The following is a 16,835-nucleotide window of genomic DNA, read 5'->3' as shown; positions in this document are numbered from 1 at the left end:
TAAAAAGTGATTTTTTATTCATTTAATCGCATAAAAATGCGAAAGCTGCTGAAATCATAAAAAAAGCGGCACCGAAGTGCCGCTGATGACTAACTAAAAATAACAATTAGTTACTGAACGTTTTCTTGTTCCGTGAAGACGCCAGCAAATAATGCACTTGATAGGTAGCGTTCTGCTGCACTTGGCAAGATCACCACAATCTTTTTATCTGGGTATTCAGCTGCCAAACGCTGAGCTGCAACAACTGCGGCGCCCGAGCTGATACCGGCCAAAATGCCTTCTTTTTCCATCAATTCTCTTGCAGTAGTGATCGCATCTTCGCTGCTTACTTGCTCAACACGATCAACGAGATCCAAGTCTAAGTTGCCAGGAATAAAGCCGGCACCAATACCTTGAATTTTGTGCGGCCCAGGAGTGAGTTCTTCACCTGCTTTGGCCTGAGTGATCACTGGCGACTCTACTGGCTCGACCGCGACACTAATAATGTTTTTGCCTTGGGTTTCTTTGATGTAGCGGCTCACACCTGTGATGGTGCCACCAGTACCAACACCCGCGATGAATACATCGACTTCGCCGTCGGTGTCATCCCAAATCTCTGGACCAGTTGTCTTGACGTGGATTTCTGGGTTAGCTGGGTTATCGAACTGACCGAGCAGTAAGTACTTGTCTGGGTCACCGTCGCGCAACTCTTCTGCTTTTGCGATTGCGCCTTTCATGCCTTTGGCGCCGTCAGTCAACACCAGATCGGCTCCCAGTGCTTTGAGCAGCTTACGGCGCTCAAGGCTCATGGTATTCGGCATGGTTAAAATCAACTTGTAGCCGCGAGCAGCTGCAACGAATGCCAGCGCGATACCAGTGTTACCACTGGTTGGTTCAACCAGTACTTTATCTTTGGTCAGAATGCCTTTTTTCTCTGCATCCCAGATCATGTTGGCACCGATTCGGCACTTGACCGAAAAGCTTGGGTTACGGGCTTCAACTTTGGCATAGACGTTGCCGCTGCCCACGACGCGATTTAGTTTTACTAACGGCGTATGACCAATTGACGCCGAATTATCTTCATATACTTTCATACCCAAGTCCTTGAGTCGGTGTGTAGGATTGAACGGTAGCATAGGCGTTAATATCCACACTGCAAAGTCAACTTTGTTATATCGTTATTGCCCATTATTCCAGTTTCACCATAACGATATGGAATATGGCGCTTGTCGTACTGTTAACTTCCATCGAGCGAGCACTAATCTTTCGGCAGCTTGCTATTTGTTTGACTAAGTTTCTAAGGCAGCTACAAATTTTTACTAATTTTCGTGTTCAGCCGATGTCCAATAACTGGGCGCTGTGTCTTAGTTGAAGCCATCGGTGAACTTTAGGGTGTCGAGATATGGAGCCGACATGCTTTATCAAAATCTAGCGCTAATTGCCGCCTTCGCCTGCATATACAGCTTGCTCGCGGGAGTGATGTCACGCTCGTGGTTCAATGGAGCTGTGGTGTTCACGCTATTTGGCGTGGCTATGGGGCCAGTCGGATTGAACTGGTTGCAGCTGTCGTTGAATGCCGATGGCTTGCGGTTGATTGCCGAGTTAACGCTCGCCATGGTGTTGTTTGCTGATGCCGCCAAAGCGGACCTAACAGTGTTAAAGCGCAGTGTTCAAATTCCCGAGCGATTATTGGTGCTGTCGTTACCTCTGACTATTGCTCTAGGGTTTGGTGCTGCTTGGCTGTTGTTTGATGATCTAACTTTGCTAGAAATGGCCATTTTGGCAACCATGTTGGCACCAACGGACGCTGCGTTGGGTAAAGCTGTAGTAAGCGATCAATCTGTTCCCGCACCCATCCGAGAGGGGTTGAACTTCGAAAGCGGTTTGAATGATGGTATCTGCGTACCGATTCTATTTGTGTTACTGGCGCTCGCTGAGGGACAAAGTGGCGATCGTGGCGTATCAATGTTGGCAATGCATTATGTTGCCTCCGAGATTGGCTTGGGTGTTCTGACCGCTATTGTGCTCGCAGTCCCAGGTGCATGGTTGTTAAAACGCAGTAGTGACAACAATTGGATTGAAGAATCTTGGTTGCAAGTACCAGTGGTCGCATTGGCGATATCTTGTTTTGCCGTTGCTCAAACGATTGGCGGTAGTGGCTTTATAGCGGCTTTTGTTGGCGGCATATTGTTTGGCTGGCAGACTGCTAATCATTCGCTGAAACATGATTTACTGGAGCGAGCAGAGGGCGCTGGTGACTCGCTTTCCTTGGTCACTTGGGTCGCCTTTGGTGCCGTGGTTTTGTCGAAATCTTTAGCTGCCTTTGACTGGACTATTTTGGTGTATGCCTTGCTCAGTTTGACGGTTATCCGGATGTTACCGGTGTTTTTAGTTCTGACAGGATTGAAGCTTGGTGGCGGGGAAAAACTCTTTATCGGCTGGTTTGGTCCAAGGGGGCTTGCCAGCATTGTGTTTGCCGTCGTTGTTTACAATAGCTCGCTTGATGGTGTTCACACCCTAGCCATGACCGTGGTTTGTACCATCGTTCTGAGCGTGCTGTTTCATGGTGTTAGTGCCAATCCACTGGTTTCGTGGCTGGCAAAGCGCGCTAGCAACAATGCCGAATAACTTTTGTTTCTCTGTGGTCTTGATGTACTGTTTTGGGCTCGGCGAGCCAAATCGCTGACAAAGGACGTTGTTCTAATACGGAGAGCTTCATGGCAGCGCAGTTCGGCCTATTCATCATTTCGTTAATCGCAAATACTTTTTCGGCATTTTCTGGCGGCGGCGCAGGACTGCTGCAATTTCCGGCACTCATTTTCCTCGGTTTACCCTTTGCCATTGCACTAGCAACTCACAAAGTTGCTTCGGTGGCGCTGGGCGTCGGCGCAGCTTTTCGTCACTACAAGGAACGCAATTTGCACCTGCAGCTCTCGGTGCTAATGGTGGTCAGTGGTGTTCCTGGGGTGTTGTTAGGGGCTTGGGGAATTTTGGCGGTGCCTGAACAGGCAGCGCAAATTGCACTGGGCTTGCTCACCATTGGGCTGGGGATTTACTCGGTGTGCAAACCCAAGTTAGGGACTGAGAACCTGTTTCAACAACTGACTCTAAAGCGCGCCATGGCAGCTGGTTGCGGCTTGTTTATCATTGGCATTCTCAATGGTTCTTTGACCTCAGGAACCGGGTTATTTGTTACGCTTTGGCTGGTAAGTTACCTCAAACTTGATTATCAGCGGGCGGTTGCCCATACCTTGGTTTGGGTCGGCGTTATTTGGAATGGTACCGGTGCTGGGTTGTTAGGAGTGCTGGGACAAGTTCACTGGAGTTGGTTACCCGCTTTGCTTGCTGGCTCATTGCTGGGCGGATACTTTGGCGCCCACTTGAGCATTAAAAAGGGCAGCCAAGTGATTAAGCGCGCGTTTGAAACAGTGACCATTTTGGTGGGACTGGCACTGCTGGTAAAAGCCTTTTGACGGCCCTTGGTTCGGACATTTTTAGTCGACACATAATTGTCATTGTTGGCTGCTATGGTCGGGCGCTTTGTATCGAATCGATTTGGAATACACGACATGAACCAGCGTAAGGGCATGGCTCGCATTATTGCGGCCACGGGTTACTCATACAAAGGGTTTAAGGCTGCTTGGAAGCATGAAGAGGCATTTCGTCAAGAAGTCATATTACTACTGGTGATGGCACCACTGGCATTTTGGATTGGTGACAGTTTTACCGAACAAGTGATCCTGTTGGCCAGTGTGGTCTTAGTAGTGATTGTGGAGTTGCTGAATTCTGCTATCGAAGCCATTACCGATCGCGTCTCAACCGATTATCACAAATTGAGTGGACGGGCCAAAGATATGGGATCCGCCGCTGTTTTTCTTGCTCTTTTTCTAATGATCTTGGTGTGGGGAATTAAGCTTTACCAATTATTGGTGTAACCTCCAGTCAATAACCACACCAAATCTGTTGCCATATCTCGACGAGTTTTATCAACTCGACAACTGATTGCTGTTCGATCAGGAGGATTGACCTTGCGTAATCGTGCCTTGCTGTTGAAAGCTGGTTTACCCTTTCTCATTCTAATTGTTTGCGTTGCCATTGCTGCAGTGATGTTTGCCAGCAAGCAGCCACCTCAGCAAGAGCAACAAGAGCGCAAGCCGATGTTGGTCGAAGTGATGGATGTGGCGCGCCAAGACGTGCTCTATACCATTGAGTCGCAAGGCTCTGTCATGCCCAAGTTCCGCAGTGACCTAACCTCAGAAGTCAGCGGTCGAATCGAGACCGTGTCACCGAACTTTGTTGCTGGCGGTTTTGTCCGTAAGGGCGAAGTCTTGGTTCAACTCGAAGATGCCGACTATCAAACCGAGTTGAAAGCAGCCGAAGCGACGTTGTATGGCGCCAGAGCGTCATTGGAGGAAGAAAAAGCGAGAGCTCGAGTTGCCGAAGAAGATTGGCGTCAGTATTCCGCTGAAGAGATCCCTGAGTTGGGATTACGCAAACCCCAGCTCGCCAAAGAAATGGCCAATCTAAGCTATGCCCAAGCGCAGGTCGAGCGGGCCAAACGCAACCTTGAACGAACCCAACTCCGAGCTCCATACGACGCTATCTTACGAACCAAAGAAGTCGATGTTGGCGAGTTTATCAGCCGCGGAACCAAGGTCGCTGAGTTGTTTGGCACCGACGTAGCAGAAGTTAGGTTGCCGATCACTGATACCGAGTTGGCTTACCTCGAACTCGGCGATGATCCATCGGCGGCAAAAGTGACTCTCAGCAGTCAAATCGGCAACAAGGACTTTTTCTGGCCAGCCAACCTAGTTCGCTCCGAGGGGATTATCGATGATAAGTCGCGGTTCATTTATGCCGTCATTGAAATCGCAGATCCGTATTTGCGAAACACTCAATCAGGCCCAGAACATAATCTTCCGCTGAAATTTGGCCGCTTCGTTAGTGCTTCTGTGACCGGTACTTCGGCGCGCAACATGATTCAGTTGCCTCGCAAAGTGTTGCGCAGTGGCGATCAGGTTGTGGTGGTGAAACCCGACGACACCATCGAACGTCGCATCATCACCATTGAACGTTCAGAGCGCGACACGGTTTATATCCGCGACGGTTTGCAAGACGGTGAACGAATCGCGATTACCCCGGTGGCGGGATTACCCAATGGTGCCACTGTTCGCACAATGCAGGCCACAGGTGCAGGTGAATCGTAATGGCTGAGGAACACAACAAAGCCGCTAGCGAAACCCGCTCTACTGGCATTATCGCTTGGTTCGCCTACAACCCAGTTGCCGCTAATTTGCTTATGGCGCTGTTGGTCATCGCCGGGTTGATGTCACTGTCGACGTTACGAAAGCAGGTATTTCCCGATATCGAATTTAATGCTGTTACGGTGCAAGTGCCGTATCCCGGCGCCGCGCCACTTGAGGTTGAAGAAGGCATCAACATCAAGATTGAAGAAGCTATTTCTGAGATTAGCGGTATCAAAAAGGTGGTTTCGACCGCTTCCGAAGGCATGGGCAACGTTCGTGTTGAAGTAGAAGATGGTTTTGACGTTCAAGAAGTATTGGATGAGGTCAAAGTCAATGTCGATGCCATTATCAGCTTTCCTGAAAATGCTGAAAAACCAGTGGTCTTTCGCATCAAACCAACTCAGGAAGTGATGTGGTTGTCGATCAACGGCGAGTTGGATGAGCGAGAAATGAAGCGCATCACCAACGAAGTGAGAGACGAAGTTGCTAACTTGCCGCAAGTCACCTCCGCCAAAGTGTTTGGTGCCCGCAATGATGAAGTGGCGATTGAGGTATCGGAAGCTGATTTGCAGAAGTTCGGAATCACCTTTGATGATGTCGTCTCTGCAGTTCGACGCAGTTCGATTGATTTACCCAGTGGCTCCATTAAATCCGACGCTGGCAATATTTTGCTGCGCACCAAAGGGCAGGCATACAGTGGTGAGGACTTTTCCAATATTGTTTTGCTAACCCGAGCCGATGGCACTCGGCTTTACCTGCGCGATGTGGCCATCATCGCCGATGGCTTTGTTGAAGAACTGAATTACTCCCATTTTGACCGTCGTTTTAGTCTTGCCGTGCAAGTCACTGCGGTTGGTGATCAAAACGTGCTTAAGATCGCCGAGGCAGTCAAAGGCTATGTTGCCGACAAGCAACAGTTGCTTCCCGAAGGCGTCTTTATTGCCGAATGGGCCGACGCCTCGTTCTATTTGCAGGGGCGACTGGACTTGATGACGCGCAACATGATTTTCGGTGGCGTGTTGGTGTTTTTGGTGTTGGCGCTGTTTTTGCGGTTGAGTTTGGCGTTTTGGGTGATTTTGGGATTGCCGGTGTGCTTCCTCGGAACCTTTATGTTGATGCCGACGCCACCCGTCGATTTGTCGATCAACATGATCAGCTTGTTCGGTTTTATTTTGGTGCTCGGTATCGTGGTCGACGACGCCATTATTATTGGTGAGAGTGCTTGGTCTGAAGTCGAGCGACATGGCCATACTCTTGAGAACATTATTCGCGGCGCCAAGCGGGTGGCAATGCCAGCAACTTTTGGGGTGCTGACGACCATGGCCGCGTTTTGGCCAATGCTGATGGTTTCCGGCCCGTTTGGCGTGATTTGGAAGACCATCGGTATGGTGGTGATTTTGTGCTTGGTGTTCTCTTTAGTCGAATCGAAATTGATTTTGCCCGCGCACCTGCGGCACATGAAAGTTAAAAAAATCGATCGCAACCATGGCAACCCCATCTATCGGGTGCAAGCGGTGTTTTCCGAGGGCATGAAGAGCTTTGTCATTAATCGCTATCAACCGGCTTTGAAGAAGGCATTGGAATGGCGCTATGCCACCATTGCCAGCTTCCTCGGTTTGTTTATTTTAGCGATTGGTTTGGTCGGCGGCGGCAAGGTGAGGTGGGAGTTTTTCCCTAATATTCCCAGTGACTTTGTCATGGTGTCGGTTGACATGGTCGAGGGTAGCTCCGATCGGGCGACCATCAGGGCCCTAGAAACACTCGAGGAATCCTTGTATCAGATGAATGACAGCATTTATCAGGAGCAGGGGTATCGGGTTGTTCAGCATAGTAATACTTGGATGGAAGGCGCGCTAGCTGGTCGCATGGTCGTTGAGTTGAAAAAGAATGAAACCCGCGACATTGATGGCTTTGAAGTGGTCAAGCGCTGGCGCGAGCAAACCCCAGAGATTCCCGGTGTGCGGATCCTCGACTTTAAAGGCTCAACCAATCCCGGTGCAGGGGCAGATCTTGGCTTTCAGTTGAGCGGCAAAGATATGACGACTCTGCAAGCTGCTGCCAAAGAGTTGAAAGAAAAACTGATGAGTTATGCTGGCGTTTACAACGTTCAGGATAGTTACTCCGGTGGTGCCCAAGAAATCACTCTGGCGATAAAACCTGAAGCTGAAGCGCTGGGGATTTCATTGGCTGATCTAGCACGTCAGGTCCGTTACGGCTTTTATGGAGCTGAAGCCCAGCGGATCCAACGCGGTGATGAAGAAGTCAAAGTCATGATCCGCTACCCGAGACAAGAGCGTAGCTCGATTGGTTACCTTGAAAACATGCGCGTACGAACTCAAAGTGGTGAAGAGGTGCCGTTTTCTAAGGTTGCTGAGATTACCATTCAAGAAGGTTATTCCAACATTACGCGGATTAATGGCGTACGAGCGATTGATGTCACCGCCGCTATCGACAAAGCAACCACTGAATCTGAAACGGTGCGCAAAGATATTGAAGATGTCTTCATGAAGGAGCTTCAAAGCCGCTATCCGAATGTCAAATATGGCCTTGAAGGAGCCAGCCTCGAAGAACAAAAAGCGCTCGTTGGATTGCAACAAGCGTTTGCTGTGGCATTGGTGGTGATTTTCGGCTTAATTGCGATTCCACTCAAATCTTATAGCCAGCCGTTGATCGTGATGTCGGTCATTCCGTTTGGCATGATTGGCGCGGTAGTCGGACACTGGTTATTAGGGCTGTCGGTCAGTGTCTTGTCGCTGTGTGGTATCGTCGCGCTTGCTGGGGTGGTGGTCAATGACAGTCTGATCATGGTTGATTTCGTCAACCGCGCTCGGCAGCAAGGTCTGCGTTTGTACGATGCCGCACTGAATGCTGGAGGCCAGCGTTTTCGTGCCATTGTGCTGACTTCATTAACCACCTTCTTTGGCCTTATTCCTATTGTCTTGGAGCGCAGCTTGCAGGCGCAAATCGTGATTCCAATGGCGGTATCACTGGCTTTTGGTATCTTGTTTGCCACTGTCATCACGCTATTTATGGTGCCTTGCCTGTATTTGATTTTGGAAGATTTCAAAGGATTATTCCGCGCCAAACCGACCGAGTATGCTGAGGATGTATCGTCCAACTAAGTCGGCAACGGCCATCAGCCTAGTTACCCTGTTGTAGTGCAACGCGCAAAGGCAGTGCGTTGCACTGTCATGATGCGTGCACCAAAGCTGTTAATTGACTCTCCGTAATTCGGTATCTGCCTTAATATCAGTTACTTGTTGATGCTTTCAAACAGTGGCTTAAAACTTGCGTTGCAAATACCACAACTCAATGACGAGTTCTCAACCCACCTGTTCTTATGGCAGTTAATAAGGCATTTCTTTTCGATAACGAATCATGCAATTGGGAGGGATTCTGATGCAATATTCGTGGTTACTCATTGCTTCTGTGCTGGTGTTCTTCATGCAGGCTGGATTCTTATGCCTTGAAACCGGCAAGATCCGCAGTAAGAACAGCATTAACGTTGCCGCAAAAAACATCTCCGACTTTATTGTTGCAGCGATTATTTTCTGGTTATTTGGTTTCGCTTTGATGTTTGGCACAAGTCAGGGCGGATTCGTCGGATTCAGCAATTTCGTTTTTGGCGATAGCCAGAGTGCAGAGCAAATAAGTTTCTTCATCTTTCAAATGATGTTTTGCGGTACCGCCGCGACTTTGATGTCTGGTGCTGTTGCCGAACGTATGAGTTTCGTTGGTTATCTCGCAGCAGCAGCAATACTTTCAGCGCTAATTTATCCGATTCCGGGCCATTGGAGTTGGGCGTCTATTTATCAACCTGACAATATCGGCTGGCTCGAAGCCATGGGGTTCGTTGATTTTGCTGGTGCCTCGGTGGTGCATGCTGTCGGCGGCTGTGTTGCCCTCGCGGCGATAATGATCATCGGGCCGCGCATTGGTCGTTTCTCGGATAACCGCAGTTTTTTGCAAGGTAGCAATTTGCCGATGTCGGTACTTGGGACGTTGCTGATTTGGCTGGGGTGGTTTGGTTTTAATGGCGGTAGCACGCTGGCACTGAATGACCAAGTGCCGATGATCATGCTGAACACCTGTGTTTCAGCCGTGTGGGGAGGCATTATCGCAGCCGGCTGCCATTACTGGCGTCAGCGTTATGTTGATGTTGGCGCCATTCTGAACGGTGTTATTGGTGGCTTGGTTGGAGTCACTGCAGGTTGTCACGCGATAATGCCTGTCGAAGCAATGTTCATCGGCATGTGCTCCGGTTTGATCGTTTGTGCTGGGACTCACTGGATCGAATCGTTACGAATTGATGATGCTCTTGGGGTGGTGCCGGCACATTTGTTCTGTGGTGTCTGGGGAACCATTGCCGTTGCAGTATTTGGCGACCCTCAGGTTTTGGCAACGGGCTTAACTAGTGGCGGCCAACTGTTGGTACAACTGGTGGGTGTTGTGGCCATTTGCAGTTATAGCTTCCTTGTGAGCTATGGCATGTTGTGGTTGCTCAATCGTAAGTTGCCGCTCCGTGTGACTGCAGAAGATGAACTGCAAGGTATGAATATCTCAGAGCATCGGGCATCGACTGAGCTGATCGACTTATTGGGTTCGATGCATAAACAGCAGCGCGAGGGGACTTTTTCTGAGCCAGTTCCGGTAGAGCCTTTTACTGAAGTAGGACAAATCGCCAAGCAGTACAATGAGGTCATTGCTCGGGTTAATGAAGAAATAGGTAAACGAGATGATGCTATTGACCGCTTTCGCTCCAGTGAAAAGCGCAAAAGCGCCATTCTCGATTCATCAATGGATTCGATTTTAACCGTTGATTTGGTTGGTCGAATTATCGAGTTCAATCCCGCAGCCGAGCGGACTTTCGGCTATCTGAAAAGTCATGTCACTGGCAAAGACTTTATTGAGTTATTTATCATTGCCGATGATCGGGTCTCGGTTCGAGAGAGCTTACGTCATAAGTTCTCATCATCTTGTGGTTTATTGCGTAACCGCCGTAATGCCATCACTTTGTTGCGAAATTCAGGTGATTCATTTCCCGCCGAAATTACTGTCACGGTGGCTGACTTCGCTCGTAATTCCAATGAGTTCACTCTCCATATTCGAGATGTTACCCGACAGCTAAAGTTACAGGAAAAGCTCAAACAACTGGCTTACAGCGACCCGCTGACCGGGCTTTACAATCGCACTTATTTGATGGACTCAATGGTTCGGGCGATTGAGCATTCGAGCAGTTTTCAGGAGAGAGTGGTGTTATTCTTCCTCGATCTCGATCGATTCAAGAAGATTAACGATACCCTTGGCCATCGAGCTGGTGATGATTTGCTTTGTGAGGTGGCTAACCGCCTCACCAGGGTTACCCGAGCAGATGATATTATCGCTCGTTGGGGCGGCGATGAGTTTGTGGTGCTGGTCACTGGTGCTTTCAGCGATCGAGCGGCATGCGACAAAGCCCAAGATATTCTCGATGTCATGCGTGAGCCGCTGCAGTTGGAAGGGCGGGAAATCAACATCCCAACCAGTGTCGGCATTGCCATTGCCGACAATGAATCGGTGAGCGCTGATTTGTTGATGCAGTATGCCGACCTTGCTATGTATAGCGCCAAGCAAAAGGGGCGAGACAACTATCAACTGTTTCAGCCTGACATGGCGAAAACAGCTGCGCGCAACTTTGACTACGAGCAAGAGATGCGCAAAGCGGTCGGCAGTGATGATCAGTTCTACATGGTATACCAGCCCAAAGTGATTGCCAGTGGGGCGATAGTTGGCCTCGAGGCCTTGATCCGCTGGCAACATCCGAAAGAGGGCTTGATTGCGCCCAGCGAGTTTATTCCGTTGGCTGAAGAGTCCGATTTGATTATTCAATTGGGTGAGAAAGCCATTGATGATGTGCTGCAGCAAATGCAACGCTGGCAGCAAGACAACAAGAAACTGGTGCCGGTATCGGTCAATATCTCAGGCCGTCATATGGTCTCTGGACCACTCGTTGAGTTTGTTGAAGAACGCCTTAACCACTATCAAATCGACGGCGCACTGCTAGAAGTTGAGATCACCGAAGGGGTGTTACTGACCGACATTGATCGCTGTATCGAAGTCATGGCTGCGTTGAAACAGCTGTCGATAAAGATATCGGTTGATGATTTTGGGACTGGCTACTCATCCTTGAACTACCTCAAAAGCCTACCTATCGATGTATTGAAAATTGATCGCTCATTTGTCGATGAATGTGCTTCAACTGTCGAAGATGGCCAGATCTGCGCCACCATTATTAGTTTGGCGCAGAATTTGGACCTAATCACAGTGGCTGAAGGCGTTGAAACAGAGCAACAGCTAGAGTTCCTGCAAACGCGCGGTTGCAACATGTACCAAGGTTATTTGTTCTATAAACCTCTAGCTGCCGGGGAAGTTAGTCTAGAAGCTGCTGAATTGGAGAGCCTGGTTTAGAGCATTCAGTTTGGCGTTGCCATCGCCATAAGGTCTTTCACCGAGACCTCATTGCAACGGTTGGTGCAATGAGGTCTGACAGAACAATGAATTAGTGATCGTTTAGGCCGGTTGCGTTTCGACCATGGACGCTAAGATGGTTTTGATCTCTGGTACGCACGAGCCACAGTTGGTGCCTGCTTTGCAGCATTTCCCCACTTCCTGATAGCTGGTCAGGCCGTTGTCACGGATGGCTTTGCGAATGGTTTTCTCACCAACATTAAAACAAGCACACACTTGCGCTCCGGTATCTTCTGCGCCAGCCGTTGGCAGGCCACTGAGCAAGGCTAAGCGTTCACTGTCTTCAAGTTGAGATTTAGCAAACAAAGAGCTGAGGAAGCTGCGCTCTGGCAGCATACTGATATCAGGACTTGTCGCAATACAGAGCACGAACATCAGACTATTGCCTTGATAGCCAGCCACTCGCAGTATGCCGAGCTTAGGGTCATCAAGGTATTGCCAGCTCAACGCTGGGTATACTTGCGACAGCCATGCTTTGGCCCAGTCAATGGACAACGACGATTGATCGTATCCGGCTAACTCATAGCGCAGGTAGCCCTGACAATTGACCTTAACCTGATAGTCAATACTGGCATCTGGCAATGGTTGACGGCTGAGCACGAAGCCGTGCCATTCTGCTTCATAAGGAGCTATACGAATCGGCGTGTGCTTGCTTTCGGGCTGTCCGGATACAGGATCAACGACTGGGTTAACAACCGCTCCCATGCGCCCTTTGCTAGCATATTGCTCGGTCCAGTGCATGGGCACAAAAACGTCACCAGCTACTTGTGATTCAGAAACGTTGACGCGGGCATACATTTGCCCCCAACGGCTTTGTAAATGAGCGATATGGCCATCTTGCAAGCCGTATGTTGCAGCATCCTTGGGATTGACTTCAACGAACGGTTCGGGCCTGTGTTGGTTTAATCGCGGCGCCAAAGCACTGCGAGTCATGGTGTGCCATTGGTCACGCAGGCGACCCGTGTTGAGCACTAAAGGATATTCTTGGTCGGGCAGATTCCCCGGCGATCTGCCGGTCAGGGCAATAAAGTTGGCTTTGCGGGTCGGCGTGTAGAATTGCCCGTCGGCGAAAAATCGCTCTTTACCCGCAGGGTATTGGTCATTCACAGGCCATTGGATGGGCTCGAAATCATCGTATTGCTGTTGGGTGATTTGAGCAAAGGCAGAAATGTCAAAGTCACGTAAGCGCTGTTCTGCTGAATTTTCAAATCCAGACAACGCTGCATGTTCACGAAAGATCTCCACTTGATGCTGGTAATTGAACGCATCTTTATAGCCTAACCGTTGGCCAACTTGAGAAATAATCCACCAGTCCGGTTTCGCTTGGCCGGCAGGTGGCAGTAACGCGCGCTGATGAGATAGCCGACGCTCTGAATTGGTGACGATGCCGTCCTTCTCACTCCAACCTTGGGCCGGTAACTTAACATGAGCCATAGCCATGGTATCAGTATTGGCAACACAGTCGCTCACCACCACGAATGGACATTGCTGCAGCGCGGCCTTCACTTGATCGGCATTGGGCAAACTGACCACCGGGTTGGTCGCCATGATCCACACCGCTTTGACTTTGCCTGCGGCAATGGCCTCAAACAATTCGACCGCTGGTAGGCCTGGCTTGGTTGCCATGTTGGCGGCATTCCAGAAACGCGCAACTCGGTCGGTATCTCCTTCAATGTTGAATTCCATGTGAGCAGCCAACGTCGTCGCTAAGCCGCCAACTTCACGGCCGCCCATTGCATTCGGTTGACCTGTCATCGACAGTGGACCAGAGCCCTGCTTGCCGATTCGCCCTGTGGCAAGGTGGCAGTTAATAATGGCATTGACTTTATCGACGCCGCTAGACGATTGCTTCACTCCCTGACTGTATGCCGTTACCGTTTTGTCGGTTTCGGCAAACCAATCGTAGAAAGTAACAATGTCTTGTTCACTCAATCGGGTCCGTAATGCAACTTCAGCAATATTACTGGCATCGGCTTGGGCAGTTGATACCGCGTCGGCAAAGCCTTGGGTGTGGTTGTCAATGTAGTCTTGATCTAAATATTGGCCGGCAACCAGATGGCTCAACAGGCCGTTAAACAGCACCACATCGCTACCGCCAGCCAATGGCAAGTGAAGATCGGCGATATCGCATGTTGCAGTGCGCCTTGGATCAATGACAACAACGCGCATGTTGGGATTTTTGTTCTTGGCGGCACGAATGCGCTGATAAGAAATAGGATGGCACCACGCCATGTTGGAGCCAGTAATGACCACTAAGTCGGCAAGCTCCAAATCATCATAGCAATTCGGTACCGTGTCGGTGCCAAACGCGCGTTTGTGGCCGGAAACAGCGGACGACATGCATAGGCGACTGTTGGTATCGATATTGCCGCTACCAATAAAGCCTTTCATTAATTTGTTGGCGACATAGTAGTCTTCGGTCAGCAACTGGCCGCTACCATAAATCGCCACCGAATCTGGGCCATGTTCAGCAATGATTTGTGAGAAGGTATTGGCCACTGCATCCAGAGCCGTATCCCAATCGACCGGTTGCTCACCAATAGACGGAGTGAGCAGGCGACTTGATACGTCAATGGTTTCACCCAACGAGCTGCCTTTGGAGCATAGTCGACCGTAATTTGCCGGATGATGATCATCACCATTAACGAGTACTTGACGATCAGCGACGTTGACGCTGGCTTCGATACCACAACCGACGCCGCAATATGCGCAAGTCGTTTTAACTGTCTTACAGTTTGATTGGGACATTTACGCAACCTCCTGCAATGCTGATGGCGCGACATCTTCAACGAATTTTTCGGCATAGCGCTGACCAAACAGCAATACCGAGCGAATGGCTGATACATCTTGCTCCGATTCAAGCAGCGTCTGATACCAGCTGCCATCGATGGTATCGCCATAAAGGACCGCACCAATGACTCGCTCGGCGCGAAGCACGACACGCTTGTAGACTTTCAAATCTGGATCGTGGAATTCTAAAATGTCGCAATCGCTGTCACCGACAAAATCACCCACAGAGAACAGATTAATGCCGGTAACTTTTAGTTTCGTTGCCGTTGGTAGGGTTTTGTATTCAGCAACGCCGTGACCGCTTAGATGATTTGCACACACTTTGGCTTGTTCGAATACTGGTGCAACCATGCCAAAGGTTGAGCCGCGGTGTTGGACGCACTCACCAACGGCATAAATGCTCGGGTCGAACGTTTGCAGGGTGTCATTGACGACGATACCGCGCTCGCAGTGAAGGCCTGCCGATTTAGCCAGATCAAAGTTGGGTTTGACGCCGACAGCCATGACAAACAGATCACAAGGCAGTTCGGTACCGTCACCAAATCGAACGGCCCTGACATGACCACTGTTATCGGCTACTAATTCTTTGGTATCGGCTTCCATCATGAAGTGAATTCCTCGCGCCTCGAATTCGGCCCGCAGCAACTCGGCTGCATTGGCATCTAATTGTCGGTTCAGTAGCGTCGCGCAGTTATGGACGACGGTAACCTCCATGCCTTGTTGTTTGAGGCCATTGGCGGCTTCCAAGCCGAGTAGTCCGCCACCCAAAACAACGGCATGACGTCGCGTCACGGCATAGCTCAGCATGGTATTGACGTCGAAGATATCGCGGAATGCGATCACGCCATCGAGTTGATGGCCGGGTAATGGAATAATAAAGGGCTTGGAGCCAGTGGCAATCAGCAGCTTATCGTAGCGCGCTTCGGTACCATCACGACTGATCACTTTGCGTCTGCGGCGATCGATTTCTGTAATTTGCTTATCGGGCCCTGCATGCAGAACAATACCATTGTCCTGATACCACTGACGGTCATTAATCATAATCTCGTCAATGGTTTTCTCACCGCATAAAACCGGCGACAACATGATTCGGTTGTAGTTTCCGTAGGGCTCGGCACCAAATACAGTAATCTCGTAATGCTCTGGACTGGCTGATAGCAGTTCTTCGACTGCTTTCATGCCGGCCATGCCATTACCGATTACTACTAATTTCTCTTTCGTCATTCCAGCTGGGCCTGTTAATCATCAATCATTATATTTTGATGAGGTTTTGCAAGCGCCGTACCAATATCTAAACAACAATTTTATATTGTTTTATGGTCTGGATATTCTATTTATAACAATAGTTTATTTATGCGTTAACCAAATTGGTGCAATGTGGTTTTTGGCTGCCGAACAAGTTATTGCATCTTTTTGGTGCTTTGTTGTGATTTAGATGCACTTGTTCTGCTCTTTGCCTGCTGTTGGCTTTGGTCATTGTCACTTGCCGGCCAGTACTTGCTCGCGCTGGGTTTGCACCCACATTGAGGTTGCGCCGCAGATTGCCACTGGCATCACTAGCATGTTGACGATTGGGATCATGGTAAACAGCATCGCCATGACGCCAAAACTCATGCTTTGGCTACGCTGTGATTTCAGTTTTAGTTTCATGTCGCGAAATGGCACTTTGTGATTGTCAAAGGGGTAATCACAATATTGGATTGCCATCATCCAAGCAGAGAATAAAAACCACAGCACTGGGGCGATGGTTTGCCCAGCTAGCGGCACTAGGAATAACAACAAGCAGAGTAATGCTCGAGGGAGAAAATAGCCGAGTTTTTGGAATTCTCTGGCGAATAATCTTGGAATATCTTTAATCAGATCGACAAAGCCACCACTGTCGATAGGTTTACCGGTGAGATACAACTCAACTTTCTCTGCCAACAAACCATTAAAAGGTGCGGCTAACCAGTTGGCAACGGTGGCAAACAAGAATGAAAACAGCACTAAAATCGAGATTAGTGCCAATGGCCAGAGCAGGTACTGCAGCCAATTGAGCCACTCTGGTAGCCACTCATTGAGCATCACAAACCAGTCCGACAAACTGCTAATAAGGTAGCCAAAAAATACCGAGAAGATAATTAGGTTGATGATCAATGGCACCGCAACAAAGCGTCGTAGCCCTTTCGTTTGGATCAATTCAAAACCTTTGAAAAAGTATGCCGCACCGCTACTGCCGCCCTGAATAACCTGCATTCAATCAACCTCTGAGTCCTTTAGTCTCATCGATTATAAAGCCAAGCCCACCGTATTGAACATGGTGGGCTTGTTACA

The 16,835-nt window shown here is 49.4% G+C and carries 10 protein-coding genes; 6 read left to right on the top strand and 4 right to left on the bottom strand.

Translation table 11 applies throughout. The features are described from left to right. Window positions 1-110 precede the first annotated feature (110 nt). Window positions 111-1,073 carry a cysteine synthase A gene (gene cysK / locus CBE68_RS11025; protein ID WP_087506145.1) on the bottom strand — a complete coding sequence of 321 codons (963 nt, stop codon included), beginning with the start codon at window positions 1,071-1,073 and terminating at the stop codon, window positions 111-113. 319 nt (window positions 1,074-1,392) lie between these two features. Here cysK and CBE68_RS11020 point away from each other — a divergent pair, with 319 nt between their 5' ends. The 6 genes from CBE68_RS11020 (at window position 1,393) to amt (ending at window position 11,672) form a co-directional block, all read left to right on the top strand. Next, complete coding sequence (locus CBE68_RS11020; protein ID WP_087506144.1) at window positions 1,393-2,607, top strand: cation:proton antiporter; 1,215 nt, start codon at window positions 1,393-1,395, stop codon at window positions 2,605-2,607. Window positions 2,608-2,696: 89 nt separating this feature from the next. Then, window positions 2,697-3,452, top strand: coding sequence for a sulfite exporter TauE/SafE family protein (locus CBE68_RS11015; RefSeq protein ID WP_087506143.1), 756 nt, complete (start codon window positions 2,697-2,699; stop codon window positions 3,450-3,452). Between the two features lie 96 nt (window positions 3,453-3,548). Beyond that, entirely contained in the window at window positions 3,549-3,914 is a 366-nt protein-coding gene (locus CBE68_RS11010; RefSeq protein ID WP_087506218.1) for a diacylglycerol kinase, read from the top strand. 93 nt (window positions 3,915-4,007) lie between these two features. Beyond that, window positions 4,008-5,186, top strand: coding sequence for an efflux RND transporter periplasmic adaptor subunit (locus CBE68_RS11005; RefSeq protein ID WP_143824543.1), 1,179 nt, complete (start codon window positions 4,008-4,010; stop codon window positions 5,184-5,186). After that, window positions 5,186-8,347: an efflux RND transporter permease subunit gene (locus tag CBE68_RS11000; protein ID WP_087506141.1), complete on the top strand. Its 3,162-nt coding sequence runs from the start codon at window positions 5,186-5,188 to the stop codon at window positions 8,345-8,347. Before CBE68_RS11005 ends, CBE68_RS11000 begins: the two co-directional genes overlap by 1 nt. Window positions 8,348-8,624: 277 nt before the next feature. Beyond that, a complete protein-coding gene (gene amt, locus CBE68_RS10995) occupies window positions 8,625-11,672 on the top strand; it encodes an ammonium transporter (RefSeq protein WP_087506217.1) in 3,048 nt (1,015 codons plus the stop codon). Window positions 11,673-11,774: 102 nt separating this feature from the next. On the opposite strand, the gene CBE68_RS10990 is transcribed toward amt, so the two are convergent. The 3 genes from CBE68_RS10990 to cysZ form a co-directional block, all read right to left on the bottom strand. Next, window positions 11,775-14,480, bottom strand: a complete 2,706-nt coding sequence (locus CBE68_RS10990; protein ID WP_087506140.1) for a nitrate reductase — start codon at window positions 14,478-14,480, stop codon at window positions 11,775-11,777. Beyond that, window positions 14,481-15,746 (bottom strand): NAD(P)/FAD-dependent oxidoreductase, encoded by a 1,266-nt coding sequence (locus CBE68_RS10985; protein WP_087506139.1) that lies wholly within the window; start codon window positions 15,744-15,746, stop codon window positions 14,481-14,483. Between the two features lie 255 nt (window positions 15,747-16,001). Continuing rightward, window positions 16,002-16,757, bottom strand: a complete 756-nt coding sequence (cysZ, locus tag CBE68_RS10975; protein ID WP_087506137.1) for a sulfate transporter CysZ — start codon at window positions 16,755-16,757, stop codon at window positions 16,002-16,004. Between the last annotated feature and the right edge of the window lie 78 nt (window positions 16,758-16,835).

The organism is Neiella marina (assembly GCF_002165625.1).
Lineage (GTDB): Bacteria > Pseudomonadota > Gammaproteobacteria > Enterobacterales > Neiellaceae > Neiella > Neiella marina.
Note: the sequence above shows the minus strand (reverse complement) of the source record. Positions and strands in the feature narration are given on the sequence as shown.